Below are 17,235 nucleotides of genomic sequence, written 5' to 3' on the forward strand. Positions count from 1 at the left end.
GAGGGGAAAGCTTTATTGGGTTCTGTCGTCCATGGACAGGTATTTTTTTCTTGAGTTTAAGTGGACGTAGGCCGGGCGAATGATCTTCTTGTCCTGAACCTGCTCCAAGCGGTGGGCACACCAGCCCGCCATGCGCGCCGTGGCGAAGAGGGGGGTGTAGAGATCCCGGGGGATGCCCAGCATTTGATAGACCAGGCCCGAGTACAAGTCGATATTGGCGGTGAGGGGATAGCTCGTGCCGTTTCGCTCTTGCAAAAGCCGTCCGCCGATGTCTTCGACTAAGCGAATGAAATTGTATTGATCGCTGTAGCCCTTTTCTTCGGCGAGGACCTTGGCCTGTTCCTTCAGCAGTTCCGCCCGCGGGTCGCTTAATGTATAGACGGCGTGGCCGATCCCGTAGATCAGGCCCTTTTCGTCGAAGGCCTGTCCGCCTAGGATGCGGCGCAGGTAGTCTTCGATGTCGTTTTCATTGTGAATGTCACGCACATTGGAGGCGATGTCGTCCAACATGGCGGAGCACATGAGATTGGCGCCGCCGTGGCGAGGTCCCTTTAAGGAGCCCAGGGCCGTGCCGATGGCACTGTAGGTGTCCGTGCCCGAGGAGGAGACCACGTGGGTGGCGAAGGTGGAGTTGTTCCCGCCGCCGTGTTCCGCGTGGAGGACCAGCATCAGGTCGAGGATCTTGGCTTCGGCGTCGGTGTAATCGGAATTTTTCCGAATCAAAGACAGAATCACTTCCGCCGTGGACATGTCTTTGTCCGGGTAGTGGATGACCAAGCTGTCCCCGTCGATGTAGTGCTTCTTGGCTTGGTAGTTGTAAGCCATGATCAAAGGCGTCTTGGCGATGAGGCCCACGCTTTGGCGCAGCACATTGGCCGTGGAGGTGCTGTCGGGATCCGCGTCGTAGGAGTAGAGGCACAGGGTGGAGCGCATCATCTTGTTCATAACGTCTCTGCCCGGCACTTTCAGTATCGTATCTTCTAAGTAATTTTTCGGCAGTTCGCGCTCTTCCCGCAGGAGGCCCTTAAAGAAAGTCAGATCTTTTTTCGTGGGCAGATTGCCGAAGAGCAGGGTATAGGCGATTTCTTCGTAGCCGAAGCGATTGGTCTCCTTAAAATCCTTGACCATGTCCTTGACGGAATAGCCGCGGTAGAGGAGATCCCCTTCCATGGGAATCTTTTTGCCGTCGATTTTTTCGTAGCCGGTGACGTAGCCGATGCGGGTAATGCCCACGAGCACGCCGGTGCCGTCGGAGTCGCGCAAGCCGTGTTTCACATCGTACTTGGCATAAAGTTCGCGATTGATCGTATCCCGTTTCGTGATTTTTTCCGCCAGATCGTCTAAGCGGTGATCCATTTTTTGATTAAGCATCTCACACCTCTATCTTTCTATCAGGGCGCGGACATACGCCTCGGTACTTAACTTGCCGCCGAGATCCGCCGTGCGCGTCTCGGGATCGGACAGGACGTCGTAAATGGCGCGACGAATTTTTTCTGCCGATTCGCCTTCGCCTATGTCGTCGAGCATGAGACAGGCGCTCAGAAGCATGGCCGTGGGATTGGCGATGCCCTTGCCCTGAATGTCGGGAGCCGAGCCGTGGACGGATTCGTAAATAGCCATGTCCTTGCCCTTGTTCATGCCGGGAATCATGCCCAAGCCGCCGATGAGGCCTGCGCCTAAGTCGGAGAGGATGTCGCCGTAAAGGTTTTCCGTGACGATAACATCGAACTGCGCCGGATTCATCACCATCTGCATGGCCATATTGTCCACGAGGATTTCCTTCATGGGCACGGAATAGTCCTTGGCCACCTCCCGGGCCACGTCTAAAAACAAACCATCCGTGGCCTTCATAATATTGGCCTTGGTCACCACGGCCACGGATCGGCGATGATTGGCCTCGGCGTAGTCGAAGGCCGCGCGGATGATCCGCTCCGATTTGTCCCGGGTAATGATTTTAATGGAGTGGGCCTCGTTTTCGGAGATCACTTCCTCCACGCCGGCGTAGAGATCTTCCGTGTTTTCCCGGAAGAGAACCATGTCCACGTCGTCGAACTTCATGGGCAGATCCGCCGCGGGCTTTATGGGGCGAATGTTTTGGTAGAGATCGTATTTTTTTCTCAGCTCCACATTGAGACTTCTGAAGCCGTAGCCGATGGGAGTGGTAATGGGGCCTTTCAAGGCGATTTTATTTCTCTCCAGGGATTCGAAGAGGGCGTCGGGGAGATAGGTGCCTTCTCTTTCAAAGACCGCCTTGCCCGCGTTCACCTCCTCAAAGCTCACCGGAACCTTCATGGCTTCGAAGACCTTCTTTACCGCCTCGGCGATTTCGGGACCGATGCCGTCGCCGGGAATAAGTGTTACGGTTTTCATTTCGCGGCCCTCCTGTTCTTCGTGTAGTTTAAATAGCCGCCTTCCAAGAGCATGGCCTTTTCACGTTCGCTGAAGTCGCCGACGAGCTCCATGTCGCTTCCGCCGGCCGTTAAGATAAATTCGCCGCTTTCCACGGAGGCCTTTAAATCCTTCATGGCGATACTTTCGCCTTCGACTAATTTGTCGTAGTCGGAGGGATTTTTAAAGACCAGGGGAAGAATGCCCATATTGATCAGATTGGAGCGGTGGATGCGGGCGAAGCTTTTTGCCACGATGGCCTTCACGCCCAGGTAAAGGGGAAGTAGCGCCGCGTGCTCCCGGCTGGAGCCTTGGCCGTAATTGTCGCCGCCGACGACGATGCCGCCGCCGTGTTCCTCGGCCCGGGCCTTAAAGTCGTCCACCAAAGTGGAGAAGGCGTGCTTGGACAGCTCGGGGACATTGCTCCGGTAGGGCAGAAGCTTTGCCGTAGAGGGGCAGATGTCGTCGGTGGTTACATTGTCCGAAGCCTTGAGGAGAATGATTTTTTCAAAGGCATCTTCCAAGGGGTGGGCGATAGGGAAGGGCTTAATATTCGGGCCCATCTTTACATCCTTCGGCCGCTCGGTTTTTTCCTTGGGATAGATCAGGTAATTGGTGGCGTGATCGTAGTGATCGGGCTCTTCCACCGCCGTTACCTCGTCGGGGACGGTAATGTAGCCGGCGATGGCGGAGGCGGCGCAGGTTTCGGGACCGGCGAGATAAATCTTCGCGTCCTTCGTGCCGCTTCGGCCCTTAAAGTTTCTGTTAAAGGAACGCAGGCTCACGGCGCCGGATTTCGGTGCCTGCCCCATGCCGATACAGGGGCCGCAGGCGCTTTCCAAAATGCGGGCGCCGGCTTCGATCATGGTGGCCAGGGCGCCGTTTTTCGACAGGGCGTTTAATATGGTGGCGCTGCCGGGGGAGATAACCAGGCTCACGTCTTCGTGAACCTTCTTGCCCTTTAAGATCTGCGCCACCTTCATCATGTCCGTGTAAGAGGAATTGGTGCAACTGCCGATGGCCACTTGATCCACCCTTACCTTGCCCAGGTCCCTTACCTTTTCGTATTGATCGGGCAAGTGGGGCTTGGCCACGGCGGGCTCGATGTCGGAAAGATTGATTTCAAGTACTTCGTCGTAGACCGCATCTTCCGTGGCGGCGAGGGGCATATAAACTTCTTCGCGGCCGTGGCGCTTCAAGAAGGCCCGGGTCACTTCGTCGGAGGGGAAGACGGAGGTGGTGGCGCCCAGCTCCGCCCCCATATTGCAAATGGTGGCCCGGTCCGTAACGGAAAGATTCTTTACGCCGTCGCCGGAATATTCCACGATATAGCCCGTACCGCCCTTGACGGTCTTTTTACCCAGGATAGCGAGGATCACGTCCTTGCCGTTGACGCCGGGCTTTAGCTTGCCGCTGAGGCGCACGTTGAGCACCTTGGGAACCTTTAAAAAGTAGAAGCCGCTTGCCATGGCCACGGCCACGTCCAAGCCGCCGGCGCCGATGGCGAGGGCGCCCAGGCCGCCCGCCGTGGGGGTGTGGGAGTCGCTGCCCACCAAAGTCTTGCCCGGTGCGGCGAATTGTTCCAGTTGCACTTGGTGGCAGATGCCGCCGCCGGGTTTGGAAAAGACCAGCCCGTATTTTGCTGCCGCCGATTGAATAAATTCGTGATCGTCGGGATTTTCAAAACCCGTCTGCAGCATATTGTGGTCGATATAGGCCACGGACAGTTCCGTTTGAATGTCGTCGATGCCCATGGCTTCCAATTGTAGATACACCATGGTGCCCGTGGAGTCCTGGGTCAGGGTCTGATCTATTTTTAATTTTATCTCTTCTCCGGCCCGGAGTTCGCCTTCCAATAGATGGCTTTCGAGTAATTGGTATGCGATGCTTGTCATACTACCTCCTCATTGCGGTCAAGGAAACGACAATGCCGTTTTTAAATTCATATAGTCGTCATTACTAACAGTATACCCGTTCTTACTTTAAAATGGTAGAGCATATTTAAAGTAGATTGTATATTTAATCGTCGACTTTTGCAAATAAAAAGACGACGCGTGGCGCCGCCTCTTCATAAGGGAGTAAGAAATGAAAACTGAACGGGATCGCTGCCCTTTCCTATTTCCATCATCAGTATAAGGCCCCGATGTTTATCTGCCGTTGTCCTTTTGTAAAAAGAAAATTAAATTACGCCAAGGGTGCGTCCGTGGGCGCCTTCTTTTTGAAATAACGGATGTGGGTAAAGCCAAGATTCAGCAAATAATCCTTCGCCGAGGAAAAATCTCTGCCGATGTGTTCCGACTTATGGGCATCGGAGGAGAGGCAGATATTTTTTCCGCCGAGATCTTTATAGAGGGTGAGGATTTCTTTTTTCGGATTGCCGTAGCTCAGGCCCTTATACTTACCCGCCGTGTTGTATTCCAAAACCAAGTCCCGGCGGATGATATTTTCCAGCACCGCCGCCACCTGATCTCGGTAAAAGGCGAAAGTCGGAATGGCGGATTTGTCGGGCACGTAGCGGTCCAAATAATCCACGTGGCCCAGGATATGAAAGCCCGACGTGTTTTCCACGGCGGCCACCATGGCGTCGTAATACCTTCTATAGTAGGAATGTAAATCTACGGCGCCATTTCTTAACGTACCGGCCACGTCCTTATCGTCCAGTGTATGGAGAGAGCCGATGAAAAAATCGAAGCGATCGTCGGCCATGGCGGTTTCGATCCAGTCGTTCTTCTTTGTATTAAAGCCCATTTCCGCGCCGAGGAGTAATTGGATTTTATCTTCGTAGCGTTCCTTTAAAGGAAGAAGGACGCGAAAGTATTCGTCGAAGTCGAAGGTATTGTCTAAGGGGCCGTCCACCCGGTCGATGTGATCCGTAAAGGCCAGACCGTCGAGGCCCGCGTCCATGGCCGCGAGAATATTTTTTTCGCAGTCGGCCATGGAGTCGAAAGAGAAGCGGGAATGGCTGTGTGAGTCGATAAGCAAGGGATTCTCCTTTCCGTATGGGGAAATTTCTTAATTTCTGCGTATAAGACCCGAAGCTTGGGTACTATAACAATAGTAACTTATGTATTGGAGGTTGACTATGATTTTTGATTTTGATTTCGGAAGAAAAGAACGGGAACGCTATTTAAGAGAAGAACGGGCTCGTAAATTTGCCTTAGGTGCCGTCATCGGCGCAGCCGCCGGTGTTTTATTTGCGCCTCAAAGCGGCAGAAAGACCCGCGAAGATATCGCCGATCGCTCCAGAGAATTGGCTGAAAACGCAAAGGACACGGCATTGGATGCTGCAGACGAACTGTCCATCCGCGCCTATGAAGCACAACAAGCCGTGCAAGATACCTATGACGACTTAAAACTCCGCGCCGCCATTAAGGCCGACGAAGTTCGCGACGATGCGGAAATCGCAAAAGCCAAGGCAAAAGCCATCGGCCAAATCGTCCGCGAAGAAGGCGCCAATGTGAAGGTCGAATTGAAAGATTCCGCCAAGGCCATCGGCGATGCCGCCAAAGAAGTAGGCGACGAAGCCAAGGATCAAGCGGAAGCGACAAAAGATCAGTTGGAAGACAGCGCCGATAAGATCGCCAAAGCCGCAAAAGATGCTGAAAAGAAATCCGAAAAGGTAGTAAAAGACGAAAAGAAAGACAAGTAGAACACGGAGGTCACAATGGACACCATGATTAATCTGCACGACCTCTTGCGCTTTTTACTTTATGTTGCGGGAATCGGGGCATTGGTCTTTTTAATGATCACCCTGAAAAACGTCGCCGGCATTTTAAAGGTCGTTAAAACCAAATTGGAGACCCACGAAGCCGTTATCGACGATACCATGCAAAAACTTCCGACGATTACGGATAATGTCACCATTATCTCGTCCAACGCATCGCGTCTGACCACCGACGCCACGGAAATGGTGGAAGTGGTAAAGCCGGAAGTGGAAAAGATCGCGGTTACCGTAGGCGATGTCACGGGCACCGTCGACAATGTGGCTCGCACCGTGGACCAAACGTCCATGAAATTAAAAAACACCGCCGATGTGGTATCCGATTCTATTTCGGACACGGCAAAGACCATTTCCTTCAACGCCAACAATGTAGTGGATTACTTCTACATTATGCGGGAAGTATTGGAAGCTTTGCGAGATGTATTGCGCACGCGGTAACAGAAGACGAGAGAAGCGGTTTGCGCCGCTTCTTTTTTATTGCCTGAAACGACGCCTCAAGTATAAAGGAAGGACGTTAGAAAAAAATAAAAGCCGTGTAAAAAAAGCGTCCCTTGAAAATATCGGGCGGAGAAAAAATAAACGCTTGCCGAAAATTTTAAAACAAGCCGCTGCGGGAAAAGAAGGCTTATTTTCCCGGCCACCTCTCTTTATACCCCCGGGAAAAGAGTGAGAAGATGAAAAAACGGGGTGCCGGCACGATGTTTTCCCATGTTTCATTTCTTTTCCGGGAAAATTTTCCGAAGAGCTTTTGTGTTAAAAATAAGATTTCCTCTTTGTGGTATCGTTCGCCATGGCGTATAATAAACACACGGAGGTAGTTAATGAAAAAGATCAAGATCATCGCCAATCCTTCCAGCGGCAGGGAAGGGGCCGTAGAAATTATTAATAAACTCTTGGTTCCCTTTGCCTCAAAGGGGACATCTATTTTACTTAATTTTACGCAAGAAGCGGGAGATGCCCGCAAATTTGCCGCCACCGACGACGGGGAAGACTGCATCATCTCCATGGGCGGCGACGGCACGGTGAACGAGGTGGTCTCCGGGCTTTACGATGCCAAGAGAGATACGCCTCTCGCCATTTACCCGGCGGGCACGGTCAACGACTTTGCCGAGTCCCTGGGCATTCCCAAAGATCCCTACGACTTTTACACCATGGTGGTCTATGGAAAGAAAAGCGCGGTGGACATCGGCCTTTGCGGCGACAGCGCCTTTATTAATGTCTGTGCCGTCGGCGCCTTTTCGGAAATCGGCTACAGCGTTCCCGAGGAGGCGAAATCCGCCGTGGGCAGGCTCGCCTATTACGCCGAGGGCTTTCGCATGTTTCGTGAGAGGGACTTTTTAAAAAGCGGCTTCGACGTGCACATCGACTGCGACGGAGAGATCATCGACACCAAGGCCATGATCGTCATGGTCTCCAACTCCAACAGCGTCGGCGGCTTTTCCAAAATTTCCCCCAAAGCCGATGTGAAAGACGGCCTGCTGGAACTGGCGGTTATCGAAGAGATGAGCATGACCAAGGTCTTCGAGCTGTTTCGCACCATCGGTCTGGGAAAGCATATCGATCACGATCATTTCATTTACCGCCACGGAAAAAAGATTACGCTGCGTGCAGACAAACCCATGCACGTGGACATTGACGGCGAAAAGGGTCCCTGCTTGCCACAGACCATTCAAGTGGTGCCGGGCGCCGTTCAACTCATTACGAAATAGGAGGTTTTTATGGCATCGACCATTAAAGATGTAGCAAAAATGGCGGACGTGTCCATTTCCACGGTTTCCCGCGTGATTAACGACTCCAAGCCCGTGAGCCCCGAGGCTCGCCGGCGCGTGCTGCACGCCATCGGCGTTTTGGACTATAAGCCCAACGAGGTGGCGCGGAGTCTGGTTACGAAAAAGAGCAATATTATCGGCGTCATCGTCTCCGATATCGGAAACCAATACGTCTCCCAAGTCCTTCGCGGCGTGGAAGAAATCGGACGTATGTACAATTACGATATTCTCCTGTCCTCGTCCTACGACGATCCCGAAATCGAAATCAAATTCGCCAATCTCTTCAGCCAAAAGCAAGTGGAAGGGATCATTATTATTTCGGAAATTTTAAATCAAAAGCTCCTCTACAAGTTGGACGAATTTAAAATTCCCTGCGTCGTCATCAATCGCTTCTACAATGTGGACGAGGCGCCCACGGTCACCATAAACAACAAGGCGGCGTCCTACAATATGACCGACTATCTGATCAATTTAGGTCACAAATCCATCGGCTACGTGGCCATGCGAAAAGATATGGACCGCACCAACGAAAAGTACAAGATTCGCGGCTACCGCGACGCCATGCGGGCGGCGGGGCTGAAGCCTTCCATCCTTTACTCCGAAGGCCTGGAAGAAAAAGACGCCCTGGAGCTCTTTGAAGAACACGAAGAAGAGCTGAGAAGCGGCAAGTACTCCGTCCTTTTCTGTAGCCAAGACCTCATGGCCATCCATCTGATGAATGTTATGCGGGATCACGGCATGAACATCCCCGACGACATGTCCTTTGCCGGCTTCGGCGGAAGCACCTTGTCGGAGATTTACCGGCCCAAGCTTACCACGGTGAAGGAGCCTTATTACGATATCGGCGCCGTGGCCATTCGCAAGCTCTTTAAAATGTTGGACAAGAAAAATGCCGACAAGGGCGAAGAAATGATCCTCCTGCCCGTGGAAATCATCAAGCGGCAGAGCGTGGTGGACTTAAATCACAAAAAATAGTGGTTAAAAGACAGAAGACCCCCACATATGGTGGAAAATCGGTTATAATGGAAATAGCAGATAATTGATTGATTCATTCATATAGATAAAGGAGTATTTCCATTGAAAAAACTCGCTGTGGGTTTGGTCTGTTGTCTCGCGCTCACCGGTTGCGGCTCTTCCGTCAGCTACAGTGCCGAAGAGCCTGTTGCCGAAGCAAAGCAGAACGAAGCGGTGGAATCGAGGCAAGAGGGCAGACATTTATTAAAAGACGGCAGCTATGTCTCCGCCGGGCGAGGCATGCAAGGCGACATTCAAGTGGAGCTGCGGGTACGAGACGGTTATATCGACCGTGTCGACGTCGTGGAACATAATGAAAACGTCGGCGTCGCGGAAGATGCCTTCGATCGTCTGGAAGAGGACGTCCTTCAAAAACAATCGGCGGATGTGGACACGATCTCCGGTGCCACGGAAGCGTCCTACGGCTTTATGGAAGCCGTGAGAAATTGTATTCGACAAGCGGAATAGGAGGCCCTATGAAACTTTCACAGTATTACTTACCGACCCTGCGGGAAGCCCCGGCAGATGCCCGTACCGAAGCCCACAAGTGGATGCTTCGCTCCGGCATGGCCCGGGAAGTAGGCGTGGGGCTCTATTCCCTGTTGCCCTACGGCCTGGCTTTGTCGGAAGCCATTGAAAAGCGCTTGGAAGATGAATTTTTCGAAGGCGGCCTCCCCGTGGCTTTGTGCGCCCTTCAACCCCGCGCCATGTGGGAGAGAAGCGGCCGCTGGGACAGCTACGGCAGCGCCATGTATAAAGTGGCGGATCGCACCAATCGCCAGGCGGTACTGGCCCCGGAATCCGAAGAAGCCTTCTTGTCCTTCGTGGACGGGGAGCTGAAAAGCTACAAGCAACTGCCCCTCTTTTTATACGAAAAAGCCAATCGCTACAGCGATGTACAAAAGCCCGCGGCGGGCCTCGCCGACGGGCGGGGCGTGCGCGTCGTAGACGGCCTGCGTTTTGACGGCGACGAAGAGGCGGCACGGGCCTTTTTCGAGGAAGCCAAGAGCCGGGCGAAAAAAATTTTAAAGGACCTGGGCATCGACTATTGCGTCGTGGACCGGGACGATTATCTCATCTATTATGCCACGGCTGAAAATTACAAAGATGCGGTGGCCCTGGACGGGGATGCGGCCTTTTTAATGGATGAAGCCCCCATTCGCTACCCGGTTCCCGAAGGACAGGAACCGAAAGAGGCGGAGGACATTCACACCCCCGATGCCCGCACCATTAAAGAATTAAGCGACATGATCGGCGTGGAACCCGCCCGCTGCACGAAAGCCGTGGATCTGCGAGTAGACGGCGAGCCCGTCTTTGTCTTCGTGCCCGGGGATCGGGATCTGAATCAAAAGAAGCTGGAAAAATACCTGGGCGTCAGCGCCGATCAAATCGACATGCTGGACGAAGAGACCATTTTGGAAATGGGCACCTTCCCCGGCTTTACCGGCCCCGTGGGCTTGGGAGAGAAGGCGCGGATCATTGTGGACCGCTCCGTCACCTTTATCGACAATATGGTGGTGGGCGCCAACAAGGAAGACTACCATAAAAAGAACGTGAACTACGGCAGGGATTTCGAAGGCGAAATCGCCGAAGACCTCTTAGACGTGCGCGAAGGGGATGTGTCCCCCTCGGGCGATCCTTATGAATTCACCACGGCCTTTGAAGTGGCGCGAATCAGAAAGCCTTCCACGGCTTTTTCCGAAGCCATGAACGTGCGCTTCTTAAACGACGAAGGCAAGGAAGCCCCCTATATTTTAGGCGGAGCCACCTGGCGCACCGGCGCCGTCCTGGCGGCCCTTTTGGAAAACCATCGTGACGACGACGGACCGGCCTTCCCCCTTCACATTGGCCCCTTCGACGTGGCCCTTACCGTGGTCAATGTGAAAAAAGAAGAGCAAGTAGAACTGGCCGACGAGCTTTACCATGCCCTTCGTGATGCAGGCATCGGCGTCCTCTGCGACGACCGCAACGAGCGGGCAGGCGTGAAATTTAAAGACCGGGACCTTTTAGGTATCCCCCTGCAACTCACCGTAGGCAAGGAAGCCGCGGAAGGCGTCGTGGAATTTAAACGTCGCGGCGGCGATATGGAAAAACTCCCGGCGGAAGATGCCCTTCGCCGCATTATGGATCAACTCAACGAATAGCAAAAAACCTCGCGTGGGCGGGGTTTTTCTTTTTCCCGTAAAATCGGGAATCTGTTATAAAATCGTAACGGCGAGGGGCCTTTCCTTCGTTTATAATAGGTATAAGGAGGGATTCTATGAAGAAAAGCCTGTGCACCCTTTTGGCCCTGTTAATGATCTTTGTGTCCACGGCAGTTTTTGCCGCGGAAGATGTTCAAACCCAATTGAATCTTCCCCCGACCAAAAATCAAAAAGCAGGGGACGGCTACGGCATGGATTTAAATGTCGTTTTGCCGGACAATTACAAGAACGATATAAAGACATTTTCCATGTCCTTTCGCGTGGACAAGACCATCCACATCGAAAAAGCTATTTTCGTCGGCGGCCTGGCGGACAACGACTACCGCCTCATGTCCACGAAGACCGACAGCTCGAAACAAGAGATTGTGACCTTGATCATTCCCGATGTCAAGGCCCTGAGCCGCCCGAATTTCACCCTGAAGCTCAGCGGCAAATTTAAAAAAGGCGTAAAGAACGTAAACAAAGTGTCCATGTCCTATGTTATCGCCCTGATGGATAATAAGGGCAATAGCCGCTCCATTCAAAAAAACGTCGCCAACGATCAAGCGCCGGTGACACCGGCGAAACCGGCGGTGCCTTCCGGTCAAAACACCACGCCGGCACCTTCGGTACAAACCCCCGGAACGTCCCCTTCGGGATATCAATTTACCGTGGATCCCATTAAGCCCGGCGACAATACCCTCACGGGCAAAGCCGTTTCCAACGCCGGCGTCCGCGTCTATCGGGGCAAGACCCTGATCGGCAGCACCCTCGCCGATAAAGACGGCCGCTTCAACCTGGTCATCAATCCCCAACCGGAAGGAAGCGAACTGACCTTTATCTTTAAGACCAAGGCCGGGGAAGACGAAGTGCGGGCCGTGGTGGAAAAGAACCCGACGACGACTCCGCCGTCTGTACCCGCGCAAAACAAGACGAAAATCGACGACTACCTGCGCGTCCTCAGCTCCGTCAATATGAGCGGAAAAGAAAAACTGGCGCAGCTGCAAGTCAACGCCGCCGTGGCCACGGGGCAATTTATCCTCGCCAAAGACAATGCCGGCATCACCGAAATCGCCGGTGCGGAAAATACCTTGGCGGAAGCCATGAAAGTGGCGCGGCCCGCCTACTTCTCGGGCTATCCCGACGGCAAGTTTCAACCGAAAAAAGCCATGACCCGGGCGGAAGTCTCGGCGGTCTTTGCCCGCATGGCCACAGGCAAGAAAGACCTGGCCGGCTTCACGTCCTTTAAAGACGTGGACGACAGCCAATGGTTCGCCGCCTCCGTGGGCTATATGGAAAAGCGGGGACTGATCTCCGGCTACCAAGACGGAAGTTTTAAGCCCCATCAATCCATTACCCGGGCGGAATTTGCCCGCATCCTCGCCGGCTACGCCAATCTGACGCCCACGGCGGGCACGTCCTTTAGCGACGTGAAATCCAATCACTGGGCCAAAGGCTACATTGGCGCCGTTCAGGAAGCCGGACTCATGAGCGGCGTAGGCAACGGGCGCTTCGCTCCCTCGGCGAAGATTACCCGCCAGGAAGTCTGCACGGCACTGAACAAAGTCCAGGGCCGCACGCCGGACAAAGCCTTCCTGGATACCTACGGCAGCAATCCCTTTAAAGACGTGAACAAAAAAATGTGGAGCTACTACGAAATATTAGAAGCTACGGGACAACCCCAATAGAAGAAGGAAGCCTTCGGGCTTCTTTTTTTGTGGGAGAAACCGTGCTAAAAAAATTTTTCGTTAAATTAGAGATTATACGAAAAGACTTGCAAAAACGAAAAAATATATATACAATATAATCAAAGCAAACGAATGGTTTTGACAAAGGAGGCAAGATGATGAAATTTGAAAATAAAGTCATGGTTATTACCGGCGCATCATCCGGTGTCGGGCGGGCGGCCGCCGTTCTCGCGGCAAAACAAGGCGGCAAGGTTTATGCGATGGCAAGAAGAAAAGAACGCCTGGAAGAGCTGCAAAAAGAAGTGGAAGAGGCGGGATATCCCGGCGTCGTCATTCCCCTGGTTTGCGATGTAGGCAAGACGGAAGATGTGGCCAAGGCCTTTGATCGGGTGAAAGAAGAAAACGCCAAGCTGGATATTTTAATCGCCAATGCCGGCGTCATGGACAAATTCGAGCCCGTGACCCACTGCGACGAAGAGGTCTTCGATCGCATCTACAGCACCAATGTCAAAGGCAACTTCAGAGTCTTTAAAGCGGCCATACCCCTAATGAAAGGCGGCGGCTCCATCGTGGCCACCTCATCCATTGCGGGCAATCGCGGCGGCAAAGCCGGCGTCGCCTACACCATGTCAAAACATGCCATTAACGGTCTCGTGAGAAACACGGCGGCCATGTACGGCAACGACGGCATTCGCTGCAACGCCGTGGCACCGGCGGGGATCCAAACGGAAATCCTGCAAAACTTAAGCGACGTGGACGAAAAAGGCATGGAAGTCGTGCAACGAGGCGCCAATGTCAATAAAATGTTGGCCATGCCGGAAGAAATCGCCGAAGACCTGCTCTTCTTGGCATCGGACGAAGCCTCCAATATTAACGGCACGATTTTAGTTTCCGACGGCGGATTGACCGGCATCTAAAATTATGAACGAAAAGCTCAGCCTGCGGACCGGGCTTTTTTTCTTGCCCGAAAATGTCGGGGCAGTCGAAGAGGAAGAAAGGCCATAACTTTTTTGTTCACGCCAAAAGCCTATGCTATAATAGAAACGTTAAGGAGGGAGGCAATATGGATTTATCAATTGATTTACACACGCATACCGTGGCCTCCGGACATGCCTATTCGACCATAAGAGAAAACATCGCCTTCGCAAAGGCAAGAGGCCTGCGCATCATGGGCACCAGCGACCACGCCAAAGCCATGCGCGGCGTGAGAAGCAACGCCGTTTTCGGCAACTACATGGCCCTGCCCCGCGTGCTCGACGGCATCGTGCTTTTGTGCGGCGTCGAAGCCAATATTATCGACGTAGACGGCACCATCGACATCGACATGGACCGGCAGAGAGTCGATTACGCCATCGTCAGCTTGCACAAGCAGTGCTTTACGCCCTTGGATGAAAAGAGCAACACCGACGCCATCATCAATGCCTGCAAGCACCCGGCCGTACAGATCATCGGTCATCCCGACGATGCCCGCTATCCGCTGGATTACGAGCGACTCAGCGATTTTATCGTGGAGCGGGATCTGTTTTGCGAAGTGAACAATTCGTCGCTGAAAGTCAACGGCCCGCGGATCGGCGCCAAGGAGAATTTGCGCAAGCTGCTGTCTTTGGGAAAAGAGAAAAACATGAAAATCATCGTGGGAAGCGACGCCCACATGGACGTAGACGTCGGCCGTTTCGATTTGGCCCGCGCGCTTATCGAAGAGATGGATTATCCGGAGGAATTAATCGTAAACACCTGGGACACGGAGAAGATTCTACAGGCGTTTACCCTAATGGACAAATAAGGAGGAAGTATGGACAATGTACGGGTGCGCTTTGCCCCATCACCCACGGGGTATCTGCACATCGGCGGCTTGAGAACCGCCGTATATAACTACCTATATGCGAGACAAAAAGGCGGAAAATTCCTGCTCCGCATCGAAGACACGGACCGAACCCGCTTTGTGGAAGGCGCCATCGAAAACCTGATTCGCTCCCTGAACTGGGCGGGCCTTGAAATCGACGAAGGCGTCATGATGAAAGACGGGGTCGTCACAGAAGAAGGGGACCGGGGCCCCTACATCCAATCCAAGCGATTGGACATTTACAAAAAATACGTGGATCAGCTGCTGGAATCCGGCCACGCCTATTACTGCTTCTGTACCAAAGAGCGGCTGGACAATTTGCGGGAAGGCCAAAAAATCAAAGGCCAAGTGCCCCGCTACGACGGCCTCTGCCGCTCCATTTCCATGGAAGAAGCCAAGGAACGAATCGCCAAGGGCGAAGAATACGTGGTGCGCTTAAAACTTCCCCATGACGAAGACATCAGCTTTATGGACGAAGCCCGGGGCAAGATCACCATTAACACCAACGAAATGGACGATCAGGTCCTTATGAAAAGCGACGGCTTCCCCACCTACCACATGGCGGTGGTGGTGGACGACCACCTTATGGGCATCACCCACATCATTCGCGGGGAAGAATGGCTGCCCTCCACGCCCAAGCACGTGTACCTGTACCAAGCCTTGGGTTGGGACGTGCCCACCTATATTCATCTCCCCGGCGTCTTAAACAAAGACCACAAAAAGCTCTCCAAGCGCCAAGGCGACGTGTCCGTGGAAGACTTTAAAGGCCACGGCTACCTGCCGGAAGGCCTGGTCAACTACCTGGCCCTCGTGGGCTGGTCCCCGGAAGACAATCAGGAAATCTTCTCCATGGACGAACTCATCCAAGCCTTCGACACCAAGCGCATCGCCCGAACCGGCGGCGTCTTCGACGTGAAGAAATTGGATTGGATCAACAGCCACTACATGAAAGAGCTCTCCGCCGACGAGCTTCTCGACATGGCCATGCCCTATATCGAAGAAGCCGGCCTCTTTACGAAAGCCGACGTGGAAAAAAATCCCGAGCGCTACCGCGTCTTAATGGAAACCATTCAAGACGGCCTGGACCGCCTGGAACAAGTGCCCGAAGAATGCGGCTTCCTCTTCGACGAATACGAAGTCACCGAAGACGACGCCCTGGAGCAAATCAATTCCGAAACGGCCCCCGCCGTGCTGGAAGGGCTGGAAGAAATTCTGAAAGGGATGGATAGCATTTCCCTGGAAGAAGCGGGCAAGCTTATGAAACAAGTGCAAAAGGCGAGCGGCGTAAAAGGCAAAAACCTCTACATGCCCGCCCGCGCCGCCATGACCGGCAATGTCCACGGCCCGGATCTTTCCAACATCATCTACCTCTTGGGCAAAGACGAAATCTTAAAACGCATCGAAAAAGCAAAGAGCTATAGAAAATAAAAAGCCGCGGCGAAAAGGCCGCGGTTTTTGTGTGGGGCGGAGCGATAAAGCCGTGATATACTAATTGCAGGGAGGTAATTATGGAAAACATCCAATCCGTGTTAATCTACGAAACTGAAGACAGCACTGTAGTAAGTGAAGTCTTAGTTATGAACGAAACCTTATGGATGACCCAAAAACAAATGGCAAATTTGTTTGATGCAGACAAATCTGTTATTTCTAGGCACTTGAGAAATATATTTGATGAAGGGGAACTAAGAGAAGAGGCAACTCTTGCAAAAATTGAAAGAGTTAAAAATGAAGGAGATAGAGAGGTTTCCAGACAAGTAAGCTATTATAATCTGGATGCCATTATTGCCTTGGGCTATCGAGTTAACTCAAAAAAAGCAACTCAGTTTAGAATATGGGCCACCGGCGTTTTAAAAGAATACATGATTAAAGGATTTGCCTTGGACGACGACCGCTTAAAACAGGGCGAGACTCTTTTTGGCGAAGACTACTTCCAAGAATTGCTCGAGCGTGTACGGTCCATTCGAGCTAGCGAGCGGAGAATTTGGCAAAAGATTACGGATATTTTTGCAGAAATATCTATCGATTATGATAAGAATTCTCTGACCACAGTTCAATTTTATGCCAATGTACAGAATAAATTCCACTACGCAATTACCGGTCAAACGGCAGCAGAAATCATTTATGAAAAAGCAGATCGTAATAAAGCACATATGGGGCTAACGACTTGGAAAAATGCACCTGATGGACGAATTCTAAAAGCCGACACCGGTGTCGCAAAAAATTACTTATCCGAAAAAGAAATCAAACAACTGGAACGTAATGTATCCGGCTATTTTGATTATATCGAAGATTTAATCCAGCGAAAAAACACCTTCACAATGGAGGCATTCGCTCAAAGCATCGATCGTTTCTTGGAATTTAGAGAGTATAAAATTCTTAAAGGACACGGGGCTGTTGCTATGAAAGAAGCAAAGCAAAAAGCGGCTGCCGAGTACGAGGCATTTAACAAGATTCAAAAGATAGAGTCGGACTTCGATAAACAAATTAAGGGGATACTGGACAAGAAATAGGACGAGAGTAATTTGGCTATGTAAAGCGCCAATACAATCCAACTGTTGCAAAAAATGCAATAGTTCAAAATATGTTATTGAAAACAAAATCTATTCGATAGAACGACTCCTTTAAACGA

15 protein-coding genes are annotated in these 17,235 nt (G+C 52.2%); 11 read left to right on the forward strand and 4 right to left on the reverse strand.

Annotated features, from left to right (window positions below):
• Positions 1-12: 12 nt before the first annotated feature.
• The 4 genes from BN7444_RS04845 to BN7444_RS04860 form a co-directional block, all read right to left on the reverse strand.
• Positions 13-1,371 carry a citrate synthase gene (locus BN7444_RS04845; protein ID WP_068456524.1) on the reverse strand — a complete coding sequence of 453 codons (1,359 nt, stop codon included), beginning with the start codon at positions 1,369-1,371 and terminating at the stop codon, positions 13-15.
• 9 nt (positions 1,372-1,380) lie between these two features.
• On the reverse strand, positions 1,381-2,370 hold the full coding sequence (locus BN7444_RS04850; protein ID WP_068456527.1) for an isocitrate/isopropylmalate dehydrogenase family protein: 990 nt from the start codon (positions 2,368-2,370) through the stop codon (positions 1,381-1,383).
• On the reverse strand, positions 2,367-4,283 hold the full coding sequence (locus BN7444_RS04855; RefSeq protein WP_068456529.1) for an aconitate hydratase: 1,917 nt from the start codon (positions 4,281-4,283) through the stop codon (positions 2,367-2,369). Before BN7444_RS04855 ends, BN7444_RS04850 begins: the two co-directional genes overlap by 4 nt.
• Positions 4,284-4,572: 289 nt before the next feature.
• Positions 4,573-5,370: a histidinol-phosphatase HisJ family protein gene (locus BN7444_RS04860; RefSeq protein ID WP_082941276.1), complete on the reverse strand. Its 798-nt coding sequence runs from the start codon at positions 5,368-5,370 to the stop codon at positions 4,573-4,575.
• A gap of 100 nt (positions 5,371-5,470) precedes the next feature.
• Between BN7444_RS04860 and BN7444_RS04865 the strand changes: the two genes are divergently transcribed.
• From BN7444_RS04865 to BN7444_RS04915, 11 genes are all read left to right on the forward strand, one after another.
• Positions 5,471-6,037 (forward strand): YtxH domain-containing protein, encoded by a 567-nt coding sequence (locus BN7444_RS04865; RefSeq protein WP_068456532.1) that lies wholly within the window; start codon positions 5,471-5,473, stop codon positions 6,035-6,037.
• 15 nt (positions 6,038-6,052) lie between these two features.
• Positions 6,053-6,547 (forward strand): hypothetical protein, encoded by a 495-nt coding sequence (locus BN7444_RS04870; protein WP_068456535.1) that lies wholly within the window; start codon positions 6,053-6,055, stop codon positions 6,545-6,547.
• A gap of 383 nt (positions 6,548-6,930) precedes the next feature.
• The gene (locus BN7444_RS04875) at positions 6,931-7,818 is read left to right on the forward strand and encodes a diacylglycerol/lipid kinase family protein (RefSeq protein ID WP_068456537.1); all 888 of its coding nucleotides are present in this window, start codon (positions 6,931-6,933) and stop codon (positions 7,816-7,818) included.
• A 9-nt stretch (positions 7,819-7,827) separates the two neighbouring features.
• On the forward strand, positions 7,828-8,853 hold the full coding sequence (locus tag BN7444_RS04880; RefSeq protein ID WP_068456540.1) for a LacI family DNA-binding transcriptional regulator: 1,026 nt from the start codon (positions 7,828-7,830) through the stop codon (positions 8,851-8,853).
• A 102-nt stretch (positions 8,854-8,955) separates the two neighbouring features.
• Positions 8,956-9,360, forward strand: a complete 405-nt coding sequence (locus BN7444_RS04885; protein WP_068456543.1) for an FMN-binding protein — start codon at positions 8,956-8,958, stop codon at positions 9,358-9,360.
• 8 nt (positions 9,361-9,368) lie between these two features.
• On the forward strand, positions 9,369-11,036 hold the full coding sequence (gene proS / locus BN7444_RS04890) for a proline--tRNA ligase (protein WP_068456547.1): 1,668 nt from the start codon (positions 9,369-9,371) through the stop codon (positions 11,034-11,036).
• A 116-nt stretch (positions 11,037-11,152) separates the two neighbouring features.
• On the forward strand, positions 11,153-12,763 hold the full coding sequence (locus BN7444_RS04895) for an S-layer homology domain-containing protein (protein ID WP_068456550.1): 1,611 nt from the start codon (positions 11,153-11,155) through the stop codon (positions 12,761-12,763).
• Between the two features lie 155 nt (positions 12,764-12,918).
• A complete protein-coding gene (locus BN7444_RS04900) occupies positions 12,919-13,680 on the forward strand; it encodes an SDR family oxidoreductase (protein WP_245654195.1) in 762 nt (253 codons plus the stop codon).
• A 146-nt stretch (positions 13,681-13,826) separates the two neighbouring features.
• Positions 13,827-14,546, forward strand: a complete 720-nt coding sequence (locus BN7444_RS04905; protein WP_068456551.1) for a phosphatase — start codon at positions 13,827-13,829, stop codon at positions 14,544-14,546.
• Positions 14,547-14,555: 9 nt separating this feature from the next.
• A complete protein-coding gene (gene gltX / locus BN7444_RS04910; protein WP_068456555.1) occupies positions 14,556-16,034 on the forward strand; it encodes a glutamate--tRNA ligase in 1,479 nt (492 codons plus the stop codon).
• Positions 16,035-16,114: 80 nt separating this feature from the next.
• On the forward strand, positions 16,115-17,116 hold the full coding sequence (locus BN7444_RS04915; RefSeq protein ID WP_068456558.1) for a virulence RhuM family protein: 1,002 nt from the start codon (positions 16,115-16,117) through the stop codon (positions 17,114-17,116).
• The last annotated feature ends 119 nt before the right edge of the window (positions 17,117-17,235 follow it).

This window comes from Peptoniphilus pacaensis, assembly GCF_900088125.1.
Classification (GTDB): Bacteria; Bacillota; Clostridia; order Tissierellales; family Peptoniphilaceae; genus Aedoeadaptatus; species Aedoeadaptatus pacaensis.

What these genes read in the sequence shown, in the direction of transcription:
- BN7444_RS04845 (WP_068456524.1), bottom strand. Translation starts at nt 1,371, where the DNA reads ATGCTTAATCAAAAAATGGATCACCGCTTAGACGATCTGGCGGAAAAA.
- BN7444_RS04850 (WP_068456527.1), bottom strand. Translation starts at nt 2,370, where the DNA reads ATGAAAACCGTAACACTTATTCCCGGCGACGGCATCGGTCCCGAAATC.
- BN7444_RS04855 (WP_068456529.1), bottom strand. Translation starts at nt 4,283, where the DNA reads ATGACAAGCATCGCATACCAATTACTCGAAAGCCATCTATTGGAAGGC.
- BN7444_RS04865 (WP_068456532.1), top strand. Translation starts at nt 5,471, where the DNA reads ATGATTTTTGATTTTGATTTCGGAAGAAAAGAACGGGAACGCTATTTA.
- BN7444_RS04870 (WP_068456535.1), top strand. Translation starts at nt 6,053, where the DNA reads ATGGACACCATGATTAATCTGCACGACCTCTTGCGCTTTTTACTTTAT.
- BN7444_RS04875 (WP_068456537.1), top strand. Translation starts at nt 6,931, where the DNA reads ATGAAAAAGATCAAGATCATCGCCAATCCTTCCAGCGGCAGGGAAGGG.
- BN7444_RS04880 (WP_068456540.1), top strand. Translation starts at nt 7,828, where the DNA reads ATGGCATCGACCATTAAAGATGTAGCAAAAATGGCGGACGTGTCCATT.
- proS (WP_068456547.1), top strand. Translation starts at nt 9,369, where the DNA reads ATGAAACTTTCACAGTATTACTTACCGACCCTGCGGGAAGCCCCGGCA.
- BN7444_RS04895 (WP_068456550.1), top strand. Translation starts at nt 11,153, where the DNA reads ATGAAGAAAAGCCTGTGCACCCTTTTGGCCCTGTTAATGATCTTTGTG.
- BN7444_RS04900 (WP_245654195.1), top strand. Translation starts at nt 12,919, where the DNA reads ATGATGAAATTTGAAAATAAAGTCATGGTTATTACCGGCGCATCATCC.
- BN7444_RS04905 (WP_068456551.1), top strand. Translation starts at nt 13,827, where the DNA reads ATGGATTTATCAATTGATTTACACACGCATACCGTGGCCTCCGGACAT.
- gltX (WP_068456555.1), top strand. Translation starts at nt 14,556, where the DNA reads ATGGACAATGTACGGGTGCGCTTTGCCCCATCACCCACGGGGTATCTG.
- BN7444_RS04915 (WP_068456558.1), top strand. Translation starts at nt 16,115, where the DNA reads ATGGAAAACATCCAATCCGTGTTAATCTACGAAACTGAAGACAGCACT.